The 18,037-nt window shown below is 45.8% G+C and carries 17 protein-coding genes and 1 tRNA gene; all 18 read left to right on the top strand.

Features of this window, described 5'->3' with window-relative positions:
• Window positions 1-3: 3 nt before the first annotated feature.
• The 18 genes from PHILAsVB114_RS05210 to PHILAsVB114_RS05130 all read left to right on the top strand — a co-directional run bounded on the left by PHILAsVB114_RS05210 (window position 4) and on the right by PHILAsVB114_RS05130 (window position 18,030).
• Window positions 4-1,149 (top strand): cysteine desulfurase family protein, encoded by a 1,146-nt coding sequence (locus PHILAsVB114_RS05210; RefSeq protein ID WP_095698319.1) that lies wholly within the window; start codon window positions 4-6, stop codon window positions 1,147-1,149.
• Complete coding sequence (gene mnmA, locus PHILAsVB114_RS05205; protein WP_095698318.1) at window positions 1,146-2,219, top strand: tRNA 2-thiouridine(34) synthase MnmA; 1,074 nt, start codon at window positions 1,146-1,148, stop codon at window positions 2,217-2,219. Before PHILAsVB114_RS05210 ends, mnmA begins: the two co-directional genes overlap by 4 nt.
• Window positions 2,216-4,240 carry an NAD-dependent DNA ligase LigA gene (gene ligA / locus PHILAsVB114_RS05200; RefSeq protein WP_095698317.1) on the top strand — a complete coding sequence of 675 codons (2,025 nt, stop codon included), beginning with the start codon at window positions 2,216-2,218 and terminating at the stop codon, window positions 4,238-4,240. Before mnmA ends, ligA begins: the two co-directional genes overlap by 4 nt.
• Before the next feature lie 2 nt (window positions 4,241-4,242).
• Window positions 4,243-4,365 (top strand): hypothetical protein, encoded by a 123-nt coding sequence (locus tag PHILAsVB114_RS07040; protein ID WP_257789732.1) that lies wholly within the window; start codon window positions 4,243-4,245, stop codon window positions 4,363-4,365.
• A 1-nt stretch (window position 4,366) separates the two neighbouring features.
• Complete coding sequence (nadD, locus tag PHILAsVB114_RS05195) at window positions 4,367-4,921, top strand: nicotinate (nicotinamide) nucleotide adenylyltransferase (protein ID WP_095698316.1); 555 nt, start codon at window positions 4,367-4,369, stop codon at window positions 4,919-4,921.
• Window positions 4,908-5,279 carry a ribosome silencing factor gene (gene rsfS / locus PHILAsVB114_RS05190; RefSeq protein WP_095698315.1) on the top strand — a complete coding sequence of 124 codons (372 nt, stop codon included), beginning with the start codon at window positions 4,908-4,910 and terminating at the stop codon, window positions 5,277-5,279. Before nadD ends, rsfS begins: the two co-directional genes overlap by 14 nt.
• Entirely contained in the window at window positions 5,279-5,941 is a 663-nt protein-coding gene (locus PHILAsVB114_RS05185; protein WP_095698314.1) for a histidine phosphatase family protein, read from the top strand. Before rsfS ends, PHILAsVB114_RS05185 begins: the two co-directional genes overlap by 1 nt.
• Window positions 5,942-5,953: 12 nt before the next feature.
• Window positions 5,954-6,026 (top strand) — tRNA-Ala (locus tag PHILAsVB114_RS05180).
• A 1-nt stretch (window position 6,027) separates the two neighbouring features.
• Window positions 6,028-6,960 carry an oxidoreductase gene (locus PHILAsVB114_RS05175; protein WP_095698313.1) on the top strand — a complete coding sequence of 311 codons (933 nt, stop codon included), beginning with the start codon at window positions 6,028-6,030 and terminating at the stop codon, window positions 6,958-6,960.
• A gap of 19 nt (window positions 6,961-6,979) precedes the next feature.
• Complete coding sequence (gene leuS / locus PHILAsVB114_RS05170) at window positions 6,980-9,460, top strand: leucine--tRNA ligase (RefSeq protein ID WP_095698312.1); 2,481 nt, start codon at window positions 6,980-6,982, stop codon at window positions 9,458-9,460.
• Window positions 9,461-9,498: 38 nt separating this feature from the next.
• Complete coding sequence (locus PHILAsVB114_RS05165; RefSeq protein ID WP_095698311.1) at window positions 9,499-10,383, top strand: PLP-dependent cysteine synthase family protein; 885 nt, start codon at window positions 9,499-9,501, stop codon at window positions 10,381-10,383.
• Between the two features lie 62 nt (window positions 10,384-10,445).
• Window positions 10,446-11,060 carry a ComEA family DNA-binding protein gene (locus PHILAsVB114_RS05160; protein ID WP_095698310.1) on the top strand — a complete coding sequence of 205 codons (615 nt, stop codon included), beginning with the start codon at window positions 10,446-10,448 and terminating at the stop codon, window positions 11,058-11,060.
• Window positions 11,061-11,152: 92 nt separating this feature from the next.
• Window positions 11,153-13,324, top strand: a complete 2,172-nt coding sequence (locus tag PHILAsVB114_RS05155) for a ComEC/Rec2 family competence protein (protein ID WP_204246773.1) — start codon at window positions 11,153-11,155, stop codon at window positions 13,322-13,324.
• Window positions 13,325-13,332: 8 nt separating this feature from the next.
• Window positions 13,333-14,295 carry a DNA polymerase III subunit delta gene (holA, locus tag PHILAsVB114_RS05150; protein ID WP_095698308.1) on the top strand — a complete coding sequence of 321 codons (963 nt, stop codon included), beginning with the start codon at window positions 13,333-13,335 and terminating at the stop codon, window positions 14,293-14,295.
• An 83-nt stretch (window positions 14,296-14,378) separates the two neighbouring features.
• Window positions 14,379-14,648, top strand: a complete 270-nt coding sequence (rpsT, locus tag PHILAsVB114_RS05145) for a 30S ribosomal protein S20 (RefSeq protein ID WP_095698307.1) — start codon at window positions 14,379-14,381, stop codon at window positions 14,646-14,648.
• Between the two features lie 37 nt (window positions 14,649-14,685).
• Window positions 14,686-16,557 carry a translation elongation factor 4 gene (gene lepA / locus PHILAsVB114_RS05140; protein WP_095698306.1) on the top strand — a complete coding sequence of 624 codons (1,872 nt, stop codon included), beginning with the start codon at window positions 14,686-14,688 and terminating at the stop codon, window positions 16,555-16,557.
• 9 nt (window positions 16,558-16,566) lie between these two features.
• A complete protein-coding gene (hemW, locus tag PHILAsVB114_RS05135) occupies window positions 16,567-17,691 on the top strand; it encodes a radical SAM family heme chaperone HemW (protein WP_095698305.1) in 1,125 nt (374 codons plus the stop codon).
• Between the two features lie 12 nt (window positions 17,692-17,703).
• Window positions 17,704-18,030 (top strand): DoxX family protein, encoded by a 327-nt coding sequence (locus PHILAsVB114_RS05130; RefSeq protein WP_095698304.1) that lies wholly within the window; start codon window positions 17,704-17,706, stop codon window positions 18,028-18,030.
• The last annotated feature ends 7 nt before the right edge of the window (window positions 18,031-18,037 follow it).

The following is an 18,037-nucleotide window of genomic DNA, read 5'->3' as shown; positions in this document are numbered from 1 at the left end:
CCCATGTCTGGCATCTATCTCGACCATGCGGCAACTACGCCGATGCTCGAAAACGCAATCGCTGCAATGGATGCACAACTGCGCACACTCGGTAATCCATCTAGTTTGCATACACAAGGTCGTCATACTCGCAAAGATGTAGAAGATGCACGTGAAGCGCTAGCAAAAGAGTTAGATTGTTTAGCATCTGAAATTATCTTTACCGCATCTGGCACCGAAGCAAATAACACGGCAATTAAAGGTATTTACTGGCAACAAAAGGCTTTAGGCAAAAACGTCGTTGTTATCTCTGCAATCGAGCACCATGCCACGTTAGATCCTGCGGCCTGGCTAGCCGAACACGAAGGCGCTGAAATCATTTATGCACCTGTGACCAACGATGGCGTTGTAGATCTAGATTTTCTGCGTGCACTAGTTTCTAAGCGCGGATCTGAGATTGCGCTGATCTCTGTGATGCACGCAAATAATGAAACAGGTGCAATTCAACCGATCGCAGAAATCGTAAAGATTGCTGGCGATATCGCAGTACATACAGATGCTGCGCAGAGTTTTAAGAAAGTGCCGCTTTCATTTAAATCACTCGGTGTGATTGCGCTATCCATTAGTGCTCACAAGATCGGTGGACCACTGGGAATCGGTGTCCTTGTATTGCGCCGCGGTGTTGAGATTCCTGCGTTATTACATGGCGGGGGACAAGAGCGCGAGATCAGAAGCGGAACTCTTAATGCACCTGCAATTGTGGCACTTGCAACCGCGGCCCAAGATAAGACATATGACGCAGCAGCAATTGCAAAGATTCGAGATAACTTTGCCGCTCGTGTGACAGAAGTTGTTCCTGGTTCTTTTGTGAATGCATTAAATGCAGATCGACTGCCTGGCATTGTTAACGTAACTTTTCCTGGCACACAAAGCGATACATTGCTATTGCTCATGGATGGCGAAAGCGTTTCGTGTTCAACTGGATCAGCGTGTAGCGCCGGAGTACACAGACCGAGCCATGTTTTACTTGCAATGGGCCATGATGAAATAAGTGCAATGTCATCACTTCGTTTTTCATTTGGACGAACATCCACACAAGCAGATTGCGATGGAGCACTAGCTGTATTGCCATCTGTGATTGCCCGCGGCAGAGCGGCCAGTGGGCTATGAAACTAATTGCTGCAATGAGTGGTGGCGTTGATTCTGCAGTGGCCGCAGCGCGCGCAGTCGAAGCTGGTCACGATGTTATTGGCGTGCACTTAGCGCTGTCTGCTAATCCACAAAAGTATCGTTCTGGTGCACGCGGTTGTTGCACGATCGAAGATTCACATGATGCGCGTAGAGCCGCAGATGTAATCGGTATTCCTTTTTATATCTGGGATATGGCGGAGGAATTTCACGCAGGTGTTGTCGAAGATTTCATGAGTGAATATGCAGCTGGTCGCACACCTAATCCATGTTTGCGTTGTAATGAAAAGATTAAGTTTGCAGCCGTCTTAGATCGTGCGCGAGCAATGGGTTTTGATGGCGTAGTCACTGGACACTATGCGCGCACTGAAATCGGACCAGATGGCAAAACTCTTCATCGCGCAGTTGATCACAGCAAAGATCAGTCATACGTTCTATCTGTATTAACAATCGAACAGATCAATGGCGCGATTTTTCCACTGGGCGATACAACAAAGGTTGATATCCGAAAGGAGGCAGAAGCGCGCGGATTAGCCGTTGCGCAAAAGCCAGATAGCCATGACATTTGTTTCGTGCCATCCGGGGATAACGCAGGATGGTTACGTGATCGACTAGGAAGTGAAGTTGGTCCAATTGTTGATCAAGATGGCACAAAGATTGGCGAACACAAAGGTGCCTACACATACACAATCGGCCAACGAAAAGGTTTAGGAATAACAGTTCCCACAGCAGATGGATCACCACGATTTGTTCTAAAGATCGAACCAGTAACAAACACAGTAGTTGTGGGTGCGCGTGAAGAGTTAGCGATTTCAACGATGAAGGGTGAACGCCCTGTGTGGTGCGGTCCTGGTGTTGATGGCGAACACTTACGCGGGTTTGTTCAGGTGCGCGCACATGGCGCAGCGCTACCGTGTACATATTATTTTGATGGCGCATTGCTTGTCGCCGAACTAGATGAACCACTTTTAGGACTTGCCACTGGGCAAGCAATGGTTATTTATGATGGTGATCGAGTCGTTGGTTCTGCAACTATTTGTGAGACAGCATGACTTCAATTGCACGTCACAGAATTGATGAATTAATTAAAGAGATTCGTGATCATCAATTTAGATATTACGTCCTAGATAATCCAACGATTACAGATGCCGAATTTGATGTTTTACTCATTGAACTCAAAAAGCTAGAAGAAGCCAATCCAGAGCTCCGCCAAGCTGATTCACCAACGCTAGGTATCGGTGGGGGATTTTCAACAGGATTTGAGCAACGCGATCACATCGAAAAGATGATGAGTTTGGACAATGTTTTTGACGCAGATGAATTAACCGGTTGGTTTGATCGTGTTGAAAAAGAAGCGAAAGCACCAACGTATTTGTGCGAGCTTAAAGTAGATGGCCTTGCTATTAACTTAAAGTATGAAAATGGCGAACTTGTCAGCGCACTTACTCGCGGCAATGGCGCCACAGGTGAAGATGTAACACTGAATGTGAAAACAATTAAAGGTTTGCCCCACACATTAAAGGGCAAGAAAGTTCCTGGGCTGATCGAAGTTCGCGGAGAAGTTTTCTTTCCACTTGCAGCATTTGCTGAATTAAACGATGGGCTAGAAGAAGCAGGTAAATCACTCTTTGCTAATCCACGCAACGCAGCCGCTGGTTCGCTTCGCCAAAAAGATCCACGTGTTACAGCCTCTCGACCCTTAAGCATTGTTGTGCACGGAGTCGGAGCACGCACAGGAATTGATTTTGATTCTCAGAGCGCAGCCTATGAATTACTGGCAGAACTTGGTTTGCCCACCAGTGATCGCTTTAAAGTTTGTGGCACACGCGCAGAGGTGCAGAAGTACATAGATTATTACCAAGAGCATCGACACGATGTTGAGCACGATATCGATGGCGTTGTTATCAAGGTTGACTCCATTGCTGAGCAGAGTGCGCTGGGCTTTACATCCCGCGCTCCCAAGTGGGCAATTGCATTTAAGTATCCACCTGAAGAAGTAACAACAAAATTACTAGATATTAAAGTCAGCGTTGGTCGCACAGGTCGCGTCACACCCTTTGCATTTATGGAGCCAGTAAAAGTTGCGGGTTCTACCGTTACTAATGCAACGCTTCATAACGCAGAAGAGATCACGCGCAAAGGTGTTTTAATTGGCGACGTTGTCGTGATTAGAAAAGCCGGAGATGTAATCCCTGAAGTACTCGGTCCAGTCATCGCCGAGCGCACAGGTAAAGAGCGTGCATTTGTTATGCCGATAAAGTGCCCAGAGTGTGGATCAGCGCTTCGTGCCATCACAGAAGGCGATGTGGATATCCGTTGTCCAAATACACAGAGTTGTCCTGCGCAGTTGCGCGAACGAATTTATTACATTGGCTCTCGCGCAGCACTCGATATTGATGTACTGGGATATGAAGCAGCGGTAGCGCTGCTTGAATCAAAAATTATTACCGATGAATCTGATCTCTTTGACTTAACAAAAGAGAAGTTAATGACATCAGATTTCTTTATGAAAAAAGATGGCGAAGCGGGTGCAAATGTTGACAAACTTTTGGCCGCTCTAGATGATGCAAAAACTCGACCACTGTGGCGAATACTTGTCGCACTATCTATTCGCCACGTTGGTCCAACCGCGGCTCAAGCACTTGCATCCAACTTTGGTTCTATGAAAGTGATTGCAAAGGCCAGTGCCGAAGAGTTAGCAAACATTGACGGACTCGGTGAAACCATTGCGCAATCGATTACAGATTGGTTTGACGTTGATTGGCACACATCAATTGTGAGCAAGTGGGAAAAAGCAGGCGTTGTAATGGTGGCACAAGCTGTTGCTCAGTTGCCACAAACTTTGGCGGGCCTGACATTTGTGGTTACTGGAGGGCTGGAATCATTTACACGCGATTCGATTGCCGAAACGATTGTTGCCCACGGCGGTAAAGCAGCATCGGCTGTTTCAAAGAAAACAGATTACGTATTAGTTGGCAGTGATCCTGGTTCGAAGTTAGCAAAAGCACAGGAACTAGGCGTGCCCGTAATTGATGAGAGTCGCTTTAAGCAGATCCTTAGCGGTAATATTTAGCCATGATTTCACGTGCATCTGAAGTACTCCGCGAACTACCTGCTCCTCCAATTTTCTTTGGACTTTTTGCATTCACAGTATTTGGCTTGTTGCTCTATTTAGTACTACGCCTCGACAGAGACTAATTTGAGACGGATTGGCATTTACGGCGGAACTTTTGATCCGATCCATAACGGTCATCTGCACGTCATCTCCCAATTAATTACACGCTCTCTCGTTGATCAATTAATTCTTATTCCAGCAGGTTCGCCATGGCTTCGCGAAAGTGCACCTCTTGCACCAGGTCTAAATCGTTTGGCAATGTGTGAATTAGCACTGTCTGAATTACCAGATTCAATCGGTGCACACGTTGAAGTAAGTGATTCTGAAATCAAGCGATCAGGGCCTACATACACAATCGATACTGTTCTAGAAATTAAGAAAGCACATCCAGATGATGCACTTGTGCTCATTGTTGGCACCGATGCATATGCACAATTTGATAAATGGCATCGCGCTGAAGAATTGGCTAAGTTAGTGGAGATAATGGTGATTGATCGTCCCGAATTTCCGGGAGCATCAACTCTTGATATCGGTGCCTTAAACGTTTCAGCAACTGCTGTGCGAAGTGGCCAGACAGAATTAGTACCAGATGCAGTTGCAACCTATATAAAAGAGAGCGGCCTATATGCCAGCAAGTAAGAGCGTCACAGCGCTAACCCAAGTAGCTGCGCGAGCTGTTGCCGAAAAACTTGGCACAGACATGATTGCACTAGATCTCTCTGATCAAATGGTTCTCAGTGAAGTCTTTTTAATTGCAACAGGTGGAAACGTTCGCCAAGTAGATTCAATCGCAGATTTTGTAGAAGAAAAACTCCGCGAGATTGGTGAAAAACCTGCTCGCCGAGAAGGAACCGAAGAGTGGGTATTACTTGATTACTCAGATTTAGTCGTGCACATTCAAAGCACCACATTACGTAATTACTACATGCTAGATCGCCTATGGAATGACTGCCCACGAATTGAATTAGACATAGTCCGCGAAGAGATTGCTAAGTAATGAGTAATCGCGTACTGCTGTGGCGTCACGGCCAGACAGATTGGAACGTTGCAAACCGTTTTCAGGGGCACTCAGATATCCCACTTAATGAGGTAGGAAAAGCACAAGCCCAGCACGCAGCTCAAGTATTAGCAGGAATGAAACCAACACTGATCATCTCTAGTGATCTAGAACGTGCTCGCTTTACAGCCAAAGCACTTGCAGATTTAGTAAACCTTGAAGTCAGTTCGACGCAGTTGTTGCGCGAAACAAATGGCGGGCAATGGGAAGGCAAAACAGGTGCGCAAAATCGCGCCGATGATTTTGAAAACTTTGTGCGCTGGATCGATGGTGAGGATCATCCTGCTGGCACAACAGGTGAGCGCCGAAGCGAAGTGGCTGATCGTGCAATAAAAGCAATTAACGAAGCACTTGCAGGCAAAGATGACCAGCTATTAGTTGTGACCACACATGGTGGAACAGCGCGCTGCGTCCTTGGAAAATTATTGCAATTACCTATTTCACATTGGGGTGTTATCGGCGGACTATCAAATGCGTCGTGGTCAATTGTTCAAACAAATCCACGAGGTTGGCATTTAGTAGAACACAACGCAGGATCAATTCCTGAACCTGTATTTGGCGAAGAATCTGGGGCGCCTGCAGTGCCCGACTGGGTGAAGTAAGGTTCGGCATACGGGGCTATAGCGCAGCTGGTAGCGCACCTGCATGGCATGCAGGGGGTCAGGGGTTCAAATCCCCTTAGCTCCACATGAGTGATGTTCCATTAATTCCACGACGTTGGAGCGATGTTGATATTTCTGGCGTTGAAGGAAAGAAATTTTTTATTACCGGCGGCACAAGTGGTCTTGGTAAAGAAAGTGCTGCGGCCCTAATTCGTCGTGGTGCACACGTAACAATTACTGCGCGCAGTGCAGACAAAGGTGCGGCCATGGTGGCCGAACTTGGTGGAAAAAATATTGATTACTCAATCTTAGATCTGACTGACCTAGCATCAGTGAAAGCCTGTGCTGCAGGAGTAACAGGTGAAATTGATGTTTTGATTCTTAATGCTGGTGTGATGGCAACTCCGTTTTTACTAACTAAAGATAAGTTTGAATTACAGATGGGTACTAACCACCTTGGACACTTCGCACTTGCCGGATTGCTACGCAAGCAAGTAACAACTCGAATCGTTAGTGTTGCAAGCCAGGCACACCGACTCGGCAATTTTGGCAATGGAAGCAAAGAAGAAGTGCGCGCCAAGTGTTTAGGTCAAGGCGAATACAAACCGTGGAGTGCATATGGCGCCACAAAACTTGCAAATCTTTTGTTTACTCACGAATTGCAACGATTAAGTGTTAAAAACAATTGGGGCATCGATGCGATGGCTGCCCACCCTGGCTGGTCAAATACAAATCTACAAAACGTCAGTCCGCAGATGCGAGAAGCAAATGCAGAGGCTCGTATTACTAGTGCGATGAATGATGTATTTGCACAGAGTGCATATCGCGGTTGCTTGCCAGTATTGGCAGCTGCTACATATTCACCACTTTTGGGTGGTTCTTATATTGGGCCAGATGGATTTATGGAGATGCGCGGATATCCAAAATTGACCCGTGGTTCTTCTCTTTCGTATGACCAAGAGTTAGCAAGTAATTTATGGAGTATCAGCGAGGAATTAACTGGCATCTCTTGGGCATAAAGCCCGATAAACTTGCCTGATGAGCACAGAGGCTAATGATCGCGAACACGCGGCATATGACTTCGCCCATGTGCAAGAAAAATGGTTACCTGTTTGGGATCAATTAGAACCATTTAAATCTGGTCGCCCTGATGACACTCGTCCAAAGAAATATGTATTGGATATGTTTCCTTACCCATCTGGTGATTTACATATGGGTCACGCAGAGGCGTATGCACTCGGCGATGTAATTGCTCGTTACTGGGTACAAAAAGGTTTTAATGTCATGCACCCAATTGGTTGGGACGCATTTGGATTACCAGCAGAAAACGCTGCGATTAAACGCAATGAAGATCCACGTATTTGGACATATGAAAATATTGCTACACAAAAAGCATCCATGCGTCGCTTCGCATGTTCATTTGATTGGGATCGTGTTTTTAACACATGTGACCCTGAGTATTACCGCTGGAACCAATGGTTGTTCTTGCAATTACACAAGCGCGGTCTTGCATACCGAAAAGATTCAGCAGTTAACTGGTGTCCCGGGTGTCAAACAGTTCTGGCCAATGAACAAGTAGTCGCAGGTTTATGCGAGCGTTGCGATACTGCTGTGACAAAGAAAAAACTTAACCAATGGTATTTTAAAATCACAGATTACGCAGATCGCTTGCTCGATGACATGGCCCAACTAGAGGGTAAATGGCCAGAAAAAGTCTTGATGATGCAGCGCAACTGGATTGGTCGCTCAATGGGTGCCAATGTGAAGTTTGTAATCGAAGGTATGCCAGAGCCGGTAACGATTTACACAACGCGTCCAGATACTTTATACGGTGCAACATTTTTCGTTGTTGCAGCAGATAGCGAACTTGCAGCAAAGTTAGCCGCAGGAACAAAAGTTGAAAAAGAGTTTAAGGATTACTTAGAAAAGATTAAGGCAGCATCGGATATTGATCGCCTTGCAACAGATCGTCCTAAGAGTGGCGTCTTCTTAGAACGCTATGCAATTAATCCAGTTAACGGTGAGAAGTTACCTATCTGGGCAAGTGATTATGTATTAGCTGATTACGGAACTGGCGCAATCATGGCTGTGCCTGCCCATGACCAAAGAGACTTAGATTTCGCACGCGCAATGAAATTGCCGGTACGAGTCGTTGTTGAAACTGGCGAAGAAGATCCACATTCCACAGGTATTGCAACAGGTGGCGATGGAGTTCTAGTTAACTCTGAATCCCTTAATGGCTTGAAAAAAGAAGAAGCAATCATAAAAATTATTGCCCAACTTGAAAAAGATGGGCTTGGAAAAGCATCACGTAATTACCGACTTCGCGATTGGCTTGTTTCGCGCCAACGCTATTGGGGCACTCCTATTCCTATCGTGCACTGCGATAAGTGCGGCGAAGTTGGTGTGGAAGAAAAAGATCTACCACTGCAATTACCCGCTGCAGAAGGATTAGATTTAAAGCCAAAGGGAACATCACCACTTGGCGCTGCAACTGATTGGGTAAACGTTGCTTGTCCAAAGTGTGCGGGAGCTGCAAAGCGCGATACCGACACCATGGATACATTCGTTGATTCATCGTGGTATTTCCTTCGCTATCCAAGTTCTACAAATCACTTCGAACCATTTTCACGTAAAGATATTGATACGTGGTTGCCAGTAGATCAATATGTCGGCGGCGTAACACACGCAATCCTGCACTTGTTGTATTCACGCTTTTTCACCAAGGTCCTTAATGACATGGGCATGCTCGATTTCAACGAACCATTTACGCGCCTTTTAAATCAAGGAATGGTTTTGATGGATGGATCTGCGATGAGCAAGAGCCGCGGAAATCTTGTGCGCTTATCTGATGAGCTTTCACATCACGGCGTCGATGCGATTCGTTTATCTATGGTTTTCTCAGGCCCACCAGAAGATGATGTGGATTGGTCAGATGTTTCACCCTCTGGCTCTGTAAAGTTTTTATCTCGTGCTTGGCGTTTATCGGGAGATGTCACAAGCGCACCTGGTGTTGACTTTAAATCAGGTGAGATTTCACTACGTAAAGCAACTCACAAAGCGCTACATGATGCCAGCTTTGCAGTGGAATCATTTAGATTTAACGTGGCAGTTGCTCGTGTGATGGAACTGGTAAATGCAACTCGTAAAGCAATTGATAGTGGTTGTGGCGCCGGTGATCCTGCAGTGCGTGAAGCAACAGAGGCAATTGCGATCATGCTCTCATTAGTCGCACCATTTACTGCCGAGGAAATGTGGGAACGTTTGGGTCACACGCCAGCAGTTGCACTTGCTGGGTGGCCAGAAGTTGATCCATCACTTTTGGTGGCAGATGTTGTCGAGGCAGTTATTCAAATTAATGGAAAGATCAAAGAACGCATTGAAGTTTCACCAACTATTACTGATGCAGAAATCGAAGCATTAGCCCTTGCCCACCCAACTATTGTTGCCGAACTCGCAGGAAGCACGCCTAAGAAGGTTATTGCGCGCGCGCCAAAATTAGTTAATATCGTCGCTTAACCAAGTTACGCGCGTTCCATATTGTGAGAGGTGTTGAGATGAAGACTATTTTGGATGCAATCGGAAACACACCACTTATTAATATCGAAGGTATCTGGGTGAAGATGGAGTATTTAAATCCATCTGGTTCCATTAAAGCGCGCATTGCTAAATACATAATTGAAAAAGCTGAACAAGACGGGTTATTAAAACCGGGTGACACAATTGTTGAAGCAAGTTCTGGTAACACAGGAAATGCAATGAGCATGGTTGCAGCCGTAAAAGGTTACAAAATGCTTGTGATCATGCCTGATGGAATGAGTTTAGAGCGCACAGCAATTTCAGAGGCATTCGGCGCCGAAGTTCATAAGATGGGCGACTTTCACGTTAATGATGCGCTGGCCGAAGCAAAGCGCTTAGGCGAATTACCAGGATATTTCTCTCCACAACAATTTGATAATGAGCAAAACGTAGATGAAAACCGCGATTGGCTAGGCCAGGAAATTCTTGATCAACTTCCCGGAAAACCAGATCTCGTCATTGGCGGAGTCGGCACAGGCGGAACAATTATTGGTGTTGGCAAAGCATTTAAAGCCGTTAACCCAGATTGCAAAGTTATTGCTCTAGAGCCATCTGAATCCTGCACAATCTTGTGTGGCGAAGTTTCTAAGCACCTTATTGAAGGTATTGCAGATGGATTTGTGCCGGGAATCGTTACTCGCCACCACCACGAATTAGATGGAATCATCGATGTGCACTCAGATGTTGCAATCGAGGAGATGCGCCGCATTGCACGCGTTCACGGAATCTTTGTTGGGCCATCATCTGGTGCGCATTTACTTGCAGCTAAGCGCTTAAAAGAGCAGTACAAAGTCGAAAACGTTGTGACTTTCTTCTGCGATGAGGGTGAAAAATACATCAACGATTATTGGATCAAAAAGTAAGTTATCAACAGCCCTGCCTCTATTTGTAAGTAGGCAGGGCGCGAAGTGAAAATACTTCGCTCATGGATCAATTACAGCAACAATGGGATCGCCTCACGCAATGGTGGGTTGATTTACATTTCACCACCATACAAAGGCGCACGCTAGGGGTAATTGCGGCAGTACTTATTGCGCTCTCACTCTTCGTAGTCGCAAGCGGAAAATCAGAAGAAGTTGTTGTGGAGGCGATTGTGCCCACACAGATGATTGCACCGGCGCTAATAATCGATGTTACGGGCGAAGTGGTTTCACCAGGAGTCTATGAATTACCTGCTGGCTCGCGTGTGATTGATGCAATAAAAGCTGCAGGGGGAGCGCGACCAAAGGCCGCACTATCTGATTTAAATCTGGCACGAATTATAAAAGATGGTGAACAAATTTATGTTGATCCGATTTATAAAGCAGGTGCATCCATTCGAGCAGGATCAAAAGCTGCGGTGCCACGGGGACCTATCAATATAAATCGCGCTAGCGCTTCAGAGTTAGATTCACTCGATGGCATTGGTCCAGTAATTGCAAAGCGAATCATTGCTTACAGAACAACTAATGGGGCATTTCTTGCAATAGAAGATTTACTTAAAGTCTCTGGAATAGGCGATGCCAAATTAGCGCAGTTCAAAGAGAAGATTCGCGTTTAGTTGATTTCAGAGCGATTGCTCTGGGATCTGCAATCTGGATTGGCGCACTGACACAGAGCGCATTGGCGCCTTGGCGAGTTTGCCTCGTCGCAGTGGCTATTTTCTTTATTTCCTTGGCTGGCAAAAAAGTTCGTGTGCTTATATTTATTGCAGCACTGCTTCTTGGTTCAACTGTGATGTCACTTCGTCAACAATCATTGGCTAATAACGCTATTAGATCCTTCATGGATCAGCCGATTGATATTACGGCTCAAGTTTCAACTGATCCAACATTGAGTGCTCCTAAAGTAAGTGGCTCCTATTTTGCGATTCGAAATTACACATTCTTAGCCCGTGCCATATTTGTCAGTGCTGGCGGCAAGAACTTTGAATTACGGGTGCCAATTCGAATTGTTACACCCAATAAAATCGTTGCAGATTTGCTACCAGGACAACAGATACATTTTCGGGGTACTGCTGTCTTAAGTAAAGAAGCACGAGTTGCAGCTCTGGTTTTTGTAAAAGGTGACATTGAGATTCGCACGCAGGCATCACGTTGGGCGCGATCCCTTGCCGCCATCAGAAATGGCTTGTGCGTAAATAGTGGAACTGGTGATGCGGGTGCATTAATTCCAGGAATGGTGCTTGGCGATACATCCAAACAGAGCGTGGAATTTAAAGCAGATATGAAGCGCTCCGGGTTAACTCATTTAGTTGCAGTCAGTGGTGCAAATTTTGCCATTGTTTCAGCCTTTGTTTTGTGGGCAATGCAATTTTTTATTCGCTCTCTTAGATGGAGGCTAGGGGCTACTGCAATATTTTTAGCATCCTTTATCGCCTTGGTTCGTCCATCTCCATCTGTGCTGAGAGCAGCTGCAATGGCAGCAGTGTTATTAGTTGCAAAGGGTTCACGCCGACCAAGTGATTCACTGCCTGCACTCGGTTTTGCAATTGCAGCTGTTGTTATTGGTGATCCATTTCAAGCACGAGATGCTGGCTTTGCTTTATCCGTGCTTGCAACCGCTGGGCTATTACTCTTTGCACCGCGAATTGTTGATTGGTTATCTAAGTATTTGCCGGCACTGATGAGTCAAGCTTTGGCACTACCAATTGCTGCAACTGTTTTTTGCTCTCCAGTGTTAATTGCACTTTCAGGGTATTTAGCTCCCATGAGTGTGATTGCTAACTTATTTGCAGCCCCTGCAGTTGCTCCTATAACAATTATTGGTTTTATTGCAGCGCTGATCTCACCGATTGCTCCATTTGTCACTCGGATATTGATTTGGGTTATTCACTTTCCTGCAGCATTTATTACATGGAGCGCGCATTGGGCGGCGCAGTTTCCTGTCCTACAAATGAGCAGCGCGGTATTACTTCTATTGCTTGTTGCACTCTGGTTTACACGCACACTCCTGCGAGAACACTGGAAGAAATACGTTGCTATCGCTCTGTGCTTTCTTCTCCTCTTTACATGGATCAGTCGGTGGCCAGGTGGAGATTGGAACGTTGCTAATTGCGATATTGGTCAAGGAGATTCATCTGTTATTAATTTAGGAAATCATCGGGCAATCGTTATCGATGTTGGACCAGATGCCGCCCTTGAAGATGCGTGTTTAAAGGCGCTAGGCATACGCGAGATTCCACTATTGATATTGACCCACTTTCACGCAGATCACGTTGAAGGTCTACCGGGATTATTAAAGAGGCGAAAGGTTGGCCAGGTCTGGGTTAGTAGTAACACAGATCCAATATTTGAAAGTATTCGCGTGCAGAGTTGGCTCAAAGGAGTTCAAATTATTACTGCAACCCGTGGAATGCAGAGCACGATTTCAAATATTGCAATTAATGTTCTATGGCCACAGGCAACAACGCAGCAATTTGCATCTAATCCCGGTGATGGTTCATCTATTAATAATTCAAGCATTGCAGCGATGATTACTTCACCTGATTTTTCACTCTTTGCAGCAGGAGATCTCGAGCCGCCTGTGCAAGAACTACTGCGCGCCGATGTGGGCCACGTTGATATTTATAAAGTCTGTCATCATGGTTCGAAGTATCAGGACCCAGAATTCATGGCTCTTTTGTCACCTGCAATTGCGATGATTAGCGTGGGAGAAGGCAATACCTACGGGCATCCTGCTCCACAAACCGTGAGGGCTCTGACTAGACTCGGCGCACGGGTTGTGCGAACAGATACAGATGGCGCGATTGCAATTAAAGCAAAAAACCATCTTCTATCAATAAAGTTAGCGCGATCAGGAATACATATCTTCCGATTGGGATAGGAGCACTGATGGATAGCTTGTATCTCATCCTTGGCTCCGAAGGTGCATTGGCAGATAGCGCATTACTGAAATTAACCACTCAACTCAAAGATGAAAACGCTGAGCTAACGACGTTATCGGCATCTGAAGTAATCGTTGGAGATATAGCTGACGCCCTCGCCCCATCCTTGTTTTCTGAGCGCCGAGCACTTGTCATTAAAGAGTTACAAGATTTGCCCGAAGAATCACGAGATGAAATTACTCGCTACTTAGATAACACGGATCCCACAACCACGGTTATTTTCATTCATAAAGGTGGCGTTAAAGGTAAAGCGTTGCTCGATGCAATTAAGAAAGCAAAAGCCACAATTATTGCCTGTGAGCCACTGAAAAAAGAGAGTGAAAAACAAGAGTTCGTCCGCAATCTCTTTTTAGATCTTGGCCGCAAAGCATCTCCTGCGGCAGTAAGTGCATTAGTCAATGCTGTTGGTGGCGACCTACGAGAACTCAGTGCTGCGTGCTCGCAAATAGTTTCAGATGCTCCAGCTGGAACAATTGATGAAGCACACGTTGAAAAATTTCATCAGGGTCGAATTGAAACAACGGGATTTGATGTTGCAGATATCGCACTCGATGGAAATCTTGCACAAGCACTGATTACTTTGCGCAGTGCAATTGCAACGGGCACAGATCCCGTCATGATTACTAGTGCACTTGCATCTGCCATACGTGGATTAGCAAAGGTCTCTGGTGCAAATAGAAATGTTAAATCTTTTGAATTAGCAGGTTCACTTGCAATGGCGCCATGGCAGATTGATAAAGCTCGCAGACAACTTGCCGGCTGGACTCCGAAGGGACTAATTGCCGCAGTCTCAGCCGTTGCACAGGCCGATGCTGATGTGAAGGGGGCAGCGAGTGACCCGATTTACGCACTCGAAAAGGCGATTTCAGAGATAGCTACCGCTCGAAATGGGCGCCCGATCTCAGTTTGAGCGTAAGGGGCACGCGCTGGTAGCCTACGCATCTATTAATAACCCTTATTAATTCGAAGTACACAGAGAAGTGAGTTTTTCACGTGGCAAATATCAAGTCGCAGATTAAGCGCATCAAGACCAATGAGAAGGCACGCCTTCGCAATAAGGCTGTTAGCTCATCACTCAAGACCGCTGTTCGTAAATTCCGCGATGCAGTAACTGCTGGTGACAAGGCTGTAATCACATCTGAACTTCGCACAGCTTCTAAGGCGCTAGATATTGCAGTTGCCAAGGGCGTTCTACATAAGAACACAGCTGCAAACAAGAAGTCTTCAATGGCGAGTGCGGCTAATAAAGCCGGCGTTCGTTAATTCTTACTTACACAACTTAACTGCGAGGCTAATTTAGATGCCTGCGATATCCCTAGCAAAAGCACCGCAACCTGCTGCTACAAAACCTGAGCAGATTCGTAACTTTTGCATCATCGCTCACATCGATCACGGTAAATCAACACTTGCCGATCGCATGCTCGGAATCACCGAAGTTGTGGAAGCGCGAAATATGCGTGCGCAATATCTAGACCGCATGGATATTGAGCGCGAACGCGGAATCACAATTAAATCTCAAGCTGTGCGTCTTCCATGGCGAAGCGGCATCGATGGCCAGGAATACATCCTGAACATGATCGACACACCAGGGCACGTGGACTTTACGTATGAAGTATCGCGCTCACTGGCTGCGTGTGAAGGCGCCGTGCTACTAGTTGATTGCGCACAAGGAATTGAAGCCCAAACGCTAGCCAACCTTTATTTGGCGATGGAAAACAACCTCACGATTATTCCTGTACTCAATAAAATCGATTTGCCAAATGCACAACCAGAAAAATTCGCAGCAGAGTTAGCAAAACTTATTGGCTGCGAACCTGAAGATTGTTTGCGAGTATCTGGAAAAACTGGTGAAGGCGTTGCAGAGTTATTAGATCAAATTATTTCTCAAATTCCGGCGCCAGTAGGAGATGCCAGCGCTCCTGCACGTGCACTAATTTTTGACTCTGTCTATGACTCATATCGCGGTGTAGTTACCTACGTTCGTGTCATTGACGGGCACTTATCACCACGTGATCAAATCCAAATGTTTTCAACTGGTGTGCGCCATGAAATGCTAGAAGTCGGTGTAATTTCGCCAGAACCAATGCCAAGTAAAGGTCTTGGTGTTGGCGAAGTAGGTTACTTAATTACAGGTGTAAAAGATGTTCGCCAATCACGTGTGGGTGACACAGTTACCACCTATAACAATCCAACTAAACAGGCGTTGGCAGGATATAAAGATCCCAAGCCAATGGTTTTCTCAGGTCTTTATCCATTAGATGGCGCTGATTATCCTGCACTTCGTGAAGCACTCGATAAGTTACAACTAAACGATGCTGCACTGGTTTATGAACCAGAATCTTCTGCGGCCCTTGGCTTTGGCTTTCGCTGTGGCTTCTTAGGTTTGCTTCACATGGAAATCGTGCGCGAAAGATTAGAACGTGAATCCAAACTTAATCTGATTTCTACTGCGCCAAATGTTGTGTATCAAGTAACTCTTGATGATGGAAAAGAAGTACGAGTTACTAACCCATCAGAGTTTCCAGATGGAAAGATTGCAATGGTTCGCGAACCGATCGTAAGAGCCACGATTCTTGCGCCTTCTGAGTTCATCGGAACAATTATGGAACTCTGCCAAGAGCGTCGCGGTTTATTGCTCGGCATGGATTACTTATCTGAAGATCGTGTTGAAATTCGCTACACATTGCCTCTTGCCGAAATTGTCTTTGACTTCTTTGATCAGTTGAAATCTCGTACACGTGGTTATGCATCCTTAGATTATGAAGAAAAAGGCGATGAAGAAGGCAACCTGGTAAAGGTAGATATTTTGTTACAGGGTGAGGCAGTTGATGCCTTTAGCGCAGTTGTTCACCGCGATAAGGCATATGCCTATGGCGTGATGATGACAAGTAAATTGCGCGAACTTATCCCGCGCCAACAATTCGAAGTTCCGATTCAGGCTGCCATTGGCGCACGCATTATTGCTCGAGAAAACATTCGCGCGATTCGTAAGGACGTTCTTGCAAAGTGTTACGGCGGAGATATTTCACGTAAACGCAAACTCCTTGAAAAGCAGAAGGAGGGCAAGAAGCGCATGAAGATGGTGGGACGTGTAGAAGTTCCACAAGAAGCATTCGTGGCAGCCCTTGCAACGGATGCTGATATTGAAAAGGTGAAAGCCGCGCGTAAGTAGGAACAAACAATGGGTGACCTTTCAATTTATGTTCATATTCCTTATTGCATAAAACGCTGCGGTTACTGTGACTTTAATACCTACACACCGTCAGAGCTTCAAGATGGTGCAACTCTTGAAATCGTTTCAGCAGATTACATAGACGCTGTTGTTCAGGAGTTACAGAGTGCGCCAAGCACACCAGTTTCAACAATTTTCTTTGGTGGCGGAACACCATCGCTATTGCCTGCAAAGGATCTCGGTCGAGTGATTACTGCAATTCGAGAGCACAATGGTTTGCGAGATGGCGCTGAAATTACATTGGAAGCAAACCCAGATTCTGTAACGCCAGAAAAATTGGCCGAATACATCAGCGTTGGATTTAATCGTATTTCCTTCGGCGCACAATCTTTTGTTCCACACGTACTTGCCACACTTGATCGCACACATAACCCAGAAAATGTTAAGAAGGCAGTTGATGCCGCGCGAGCAGCTGGCTTTGGAAGCATTAGCGTTGACTTAATTTACGGAACCCCAGGTGAGTCACTTGATGACTGGCGCATCACGGTTGAAAGCGCACTAGCTCTAGATATTGATCACATAAGTGCATATGCACTAATTGTTGAAACAGGAACAAAACTTGCAGCACAAATTAAACGTGGAGACATATCAATGCCAGATGATGACGTGATGGCAGATATGTATTTACTTGTTGATTCGATGTGTGAAGCACACGGTATGAGTTGGTATGAATTAAGTAATTGGTCAAAACCAGGACACGAGTGCAAACACAACGTTGCGTATTGGCATAATGCCGAGTGGTGGGGACTTGGACCCGGCGCGCATTCACATATCAAAGGCGAGCGTTTTTGGAATGTAAAACATCCATCTGCATATAAGACTCGAGTATTTGCAGGAGATAGCCCAATTCTCGAACGTGAAAAACTTACGGCAGAGCAAATTCAGGATGAAAAAATTATGTTATCTATTCGCATGCGTGAAGGAATTTCTTTTGAAGAACTTGCACCACAACATCTTGAGCGCTTAGCTATTTATAAAGACAATGGCTATGTATCACTGCACGAAGATCGCGTTACGTTGACCCCTGTTGGGCGTCTTATCGCTGATCGAATCGTGCGCGAATTAGTTATGTAGTACCTTTAACCCATGGACATTTTAGTAATCGCTCTAGCAGTTGTATTTGTTGTTTCCGGTCTGTCTAAGGCAAGCGGAAACGCAAAGGGCCTTTCAGGTACACGCGATGTCAATGTCCCAGATCTTTTGGCTCGACTCGTTGGTGTCGTTGAAACAGCCGCAGCACTCGGATTGCTTATTGGGTTGAAGTATTCATGGTTGTTATGGGTTCCGCTGATGACGTTGTGGGCGCTCATGGCTGGCGCAATTTATTTTCATTTTCGCGCTGATAAAGCAAAGACATCTTTTCCTGCATTTTTCTTACTGACGCTTATCTCTATTGCACTCGTAACAATCTAGGAAGACG

Origin of the sequence: Candidatus Planktophila limnetica, assembly GCF_002288365.1 — a bacterium.
In the GTDB taxonomy this organism is placed as follows: Bacteria; Actinomycetota; Actinomycetes; order Nanopelagicales; family Nanopelagicaceae; genus Planktophila; species Planktophila limnetica.
The sequence above is the reverse complement of the archived record's forward strand: the minus strand, read 5'-3'. Positions and strand labels throughout refer to the sequence as shown.

What these genes read in the sequence shown, in the direction of transcription:
- PHILAsVB114_RS05210 (WP_095698319.1), top strand. Translation starts at nt 4, where the DNA reads ATGTCTGGCATCTATCTCGACCATGCGGCAACTACGCCGATGCTCGAA.
- mnmA (WP_095698318.1), top strand. Translation starts at nt 1,146, where the DNA reads ATGAAACTAATTGCTGCAATGAGTGGTGGCGTTGATTCTGCAGTGGCC.
- ligA (WP_095698317.1), top strand. Translation starts at nt 2,216, where the DNA reads ATGACTTCAATTGCACGTCACAGAATTGATGAATTAATTAAAGAGATT.
- PHILAsVB114_RS07040 (WP_257789732.1), top strand. Translation starts at nt 4,243, where the DNA reads ATGATTTCACGTGCATCTGAAGTACTCCGCGAACTACCTGCTCCTCCA.
- rsfS (WP_095698315.1), top strand. Translation starts at nt 4,908, where the DNA reads ATGCCAGCAAGTAAGAGCGTCACAGCGCTAACCCAAGTAGCTGCGCGA.
- PHILAsVB114_RS05185 (WP_095698314.1), top strand. Translation starts at nt 5,279, where the DNA reads ATGAGTAATCGCGTACTGCTGTGGCGTCACGGCCAGACAGATTGGAAC.
- PHILAsVB114_RS05175 (WP_095698313.1), top strand. Translation starts at nt 6,028, where the DNA reads ATGAGTGATGTTCCATTAATTCCACGACGTTGGAGCGATGTTGATATT.
- leuS (WP_095698312.1), top strand. Translation starts at nt 6,980, where the DNA reads ATGAGCACAGAGGCTAATGATCGCGAACACGCGGCATATGACTTCGCC.
- PHILAsVB114_RS05165 (WP_095698311.1), top strand. Translation starts at nt 9,499, where the DNA reads ATGAAGACTATTTTGGATGCAATCGGAAACACACCACTTATTAATATC.
- PHILAsVB114_RS05160 (WP_095698310.1), top strand. Translation starts at nt 10,446, where the DNA reads ATGGATCAATTACAGCAACAATGGGATCGCCTCACGCAATGGTGGGTT.
- holA (WP_095698308.1), top strand. Translation starts at nt 13,333, where the DNA reads ATGGATAGCTTGTATCTCATCCTTGGCTCCGAAGGTGCATTGGCAGAT.
- lepA (WP_095698306.1), top strand. Translation starts at nt 14,686, where the DNA reads ATGCCTGCGATATCCCTAGCAAAAGCACCGCAACCTGCTGCTACAAAA.
- hemW (WP_095698305.1), top strand. Translation starts at nt 16,567, where the DNA reads ATGGGTGACCTTTCAATTTATGTTCATATTCCTTATTGCATAAAACGC.
- PHILAsVB114_RS05130 (WP_095698304.1), top strand. Translation starts at nt 17,704, where the DNA reads ATGGACATTTTAGTAATCGCTCTAGCAGTTGTATTTGTTGTTTCCGGT.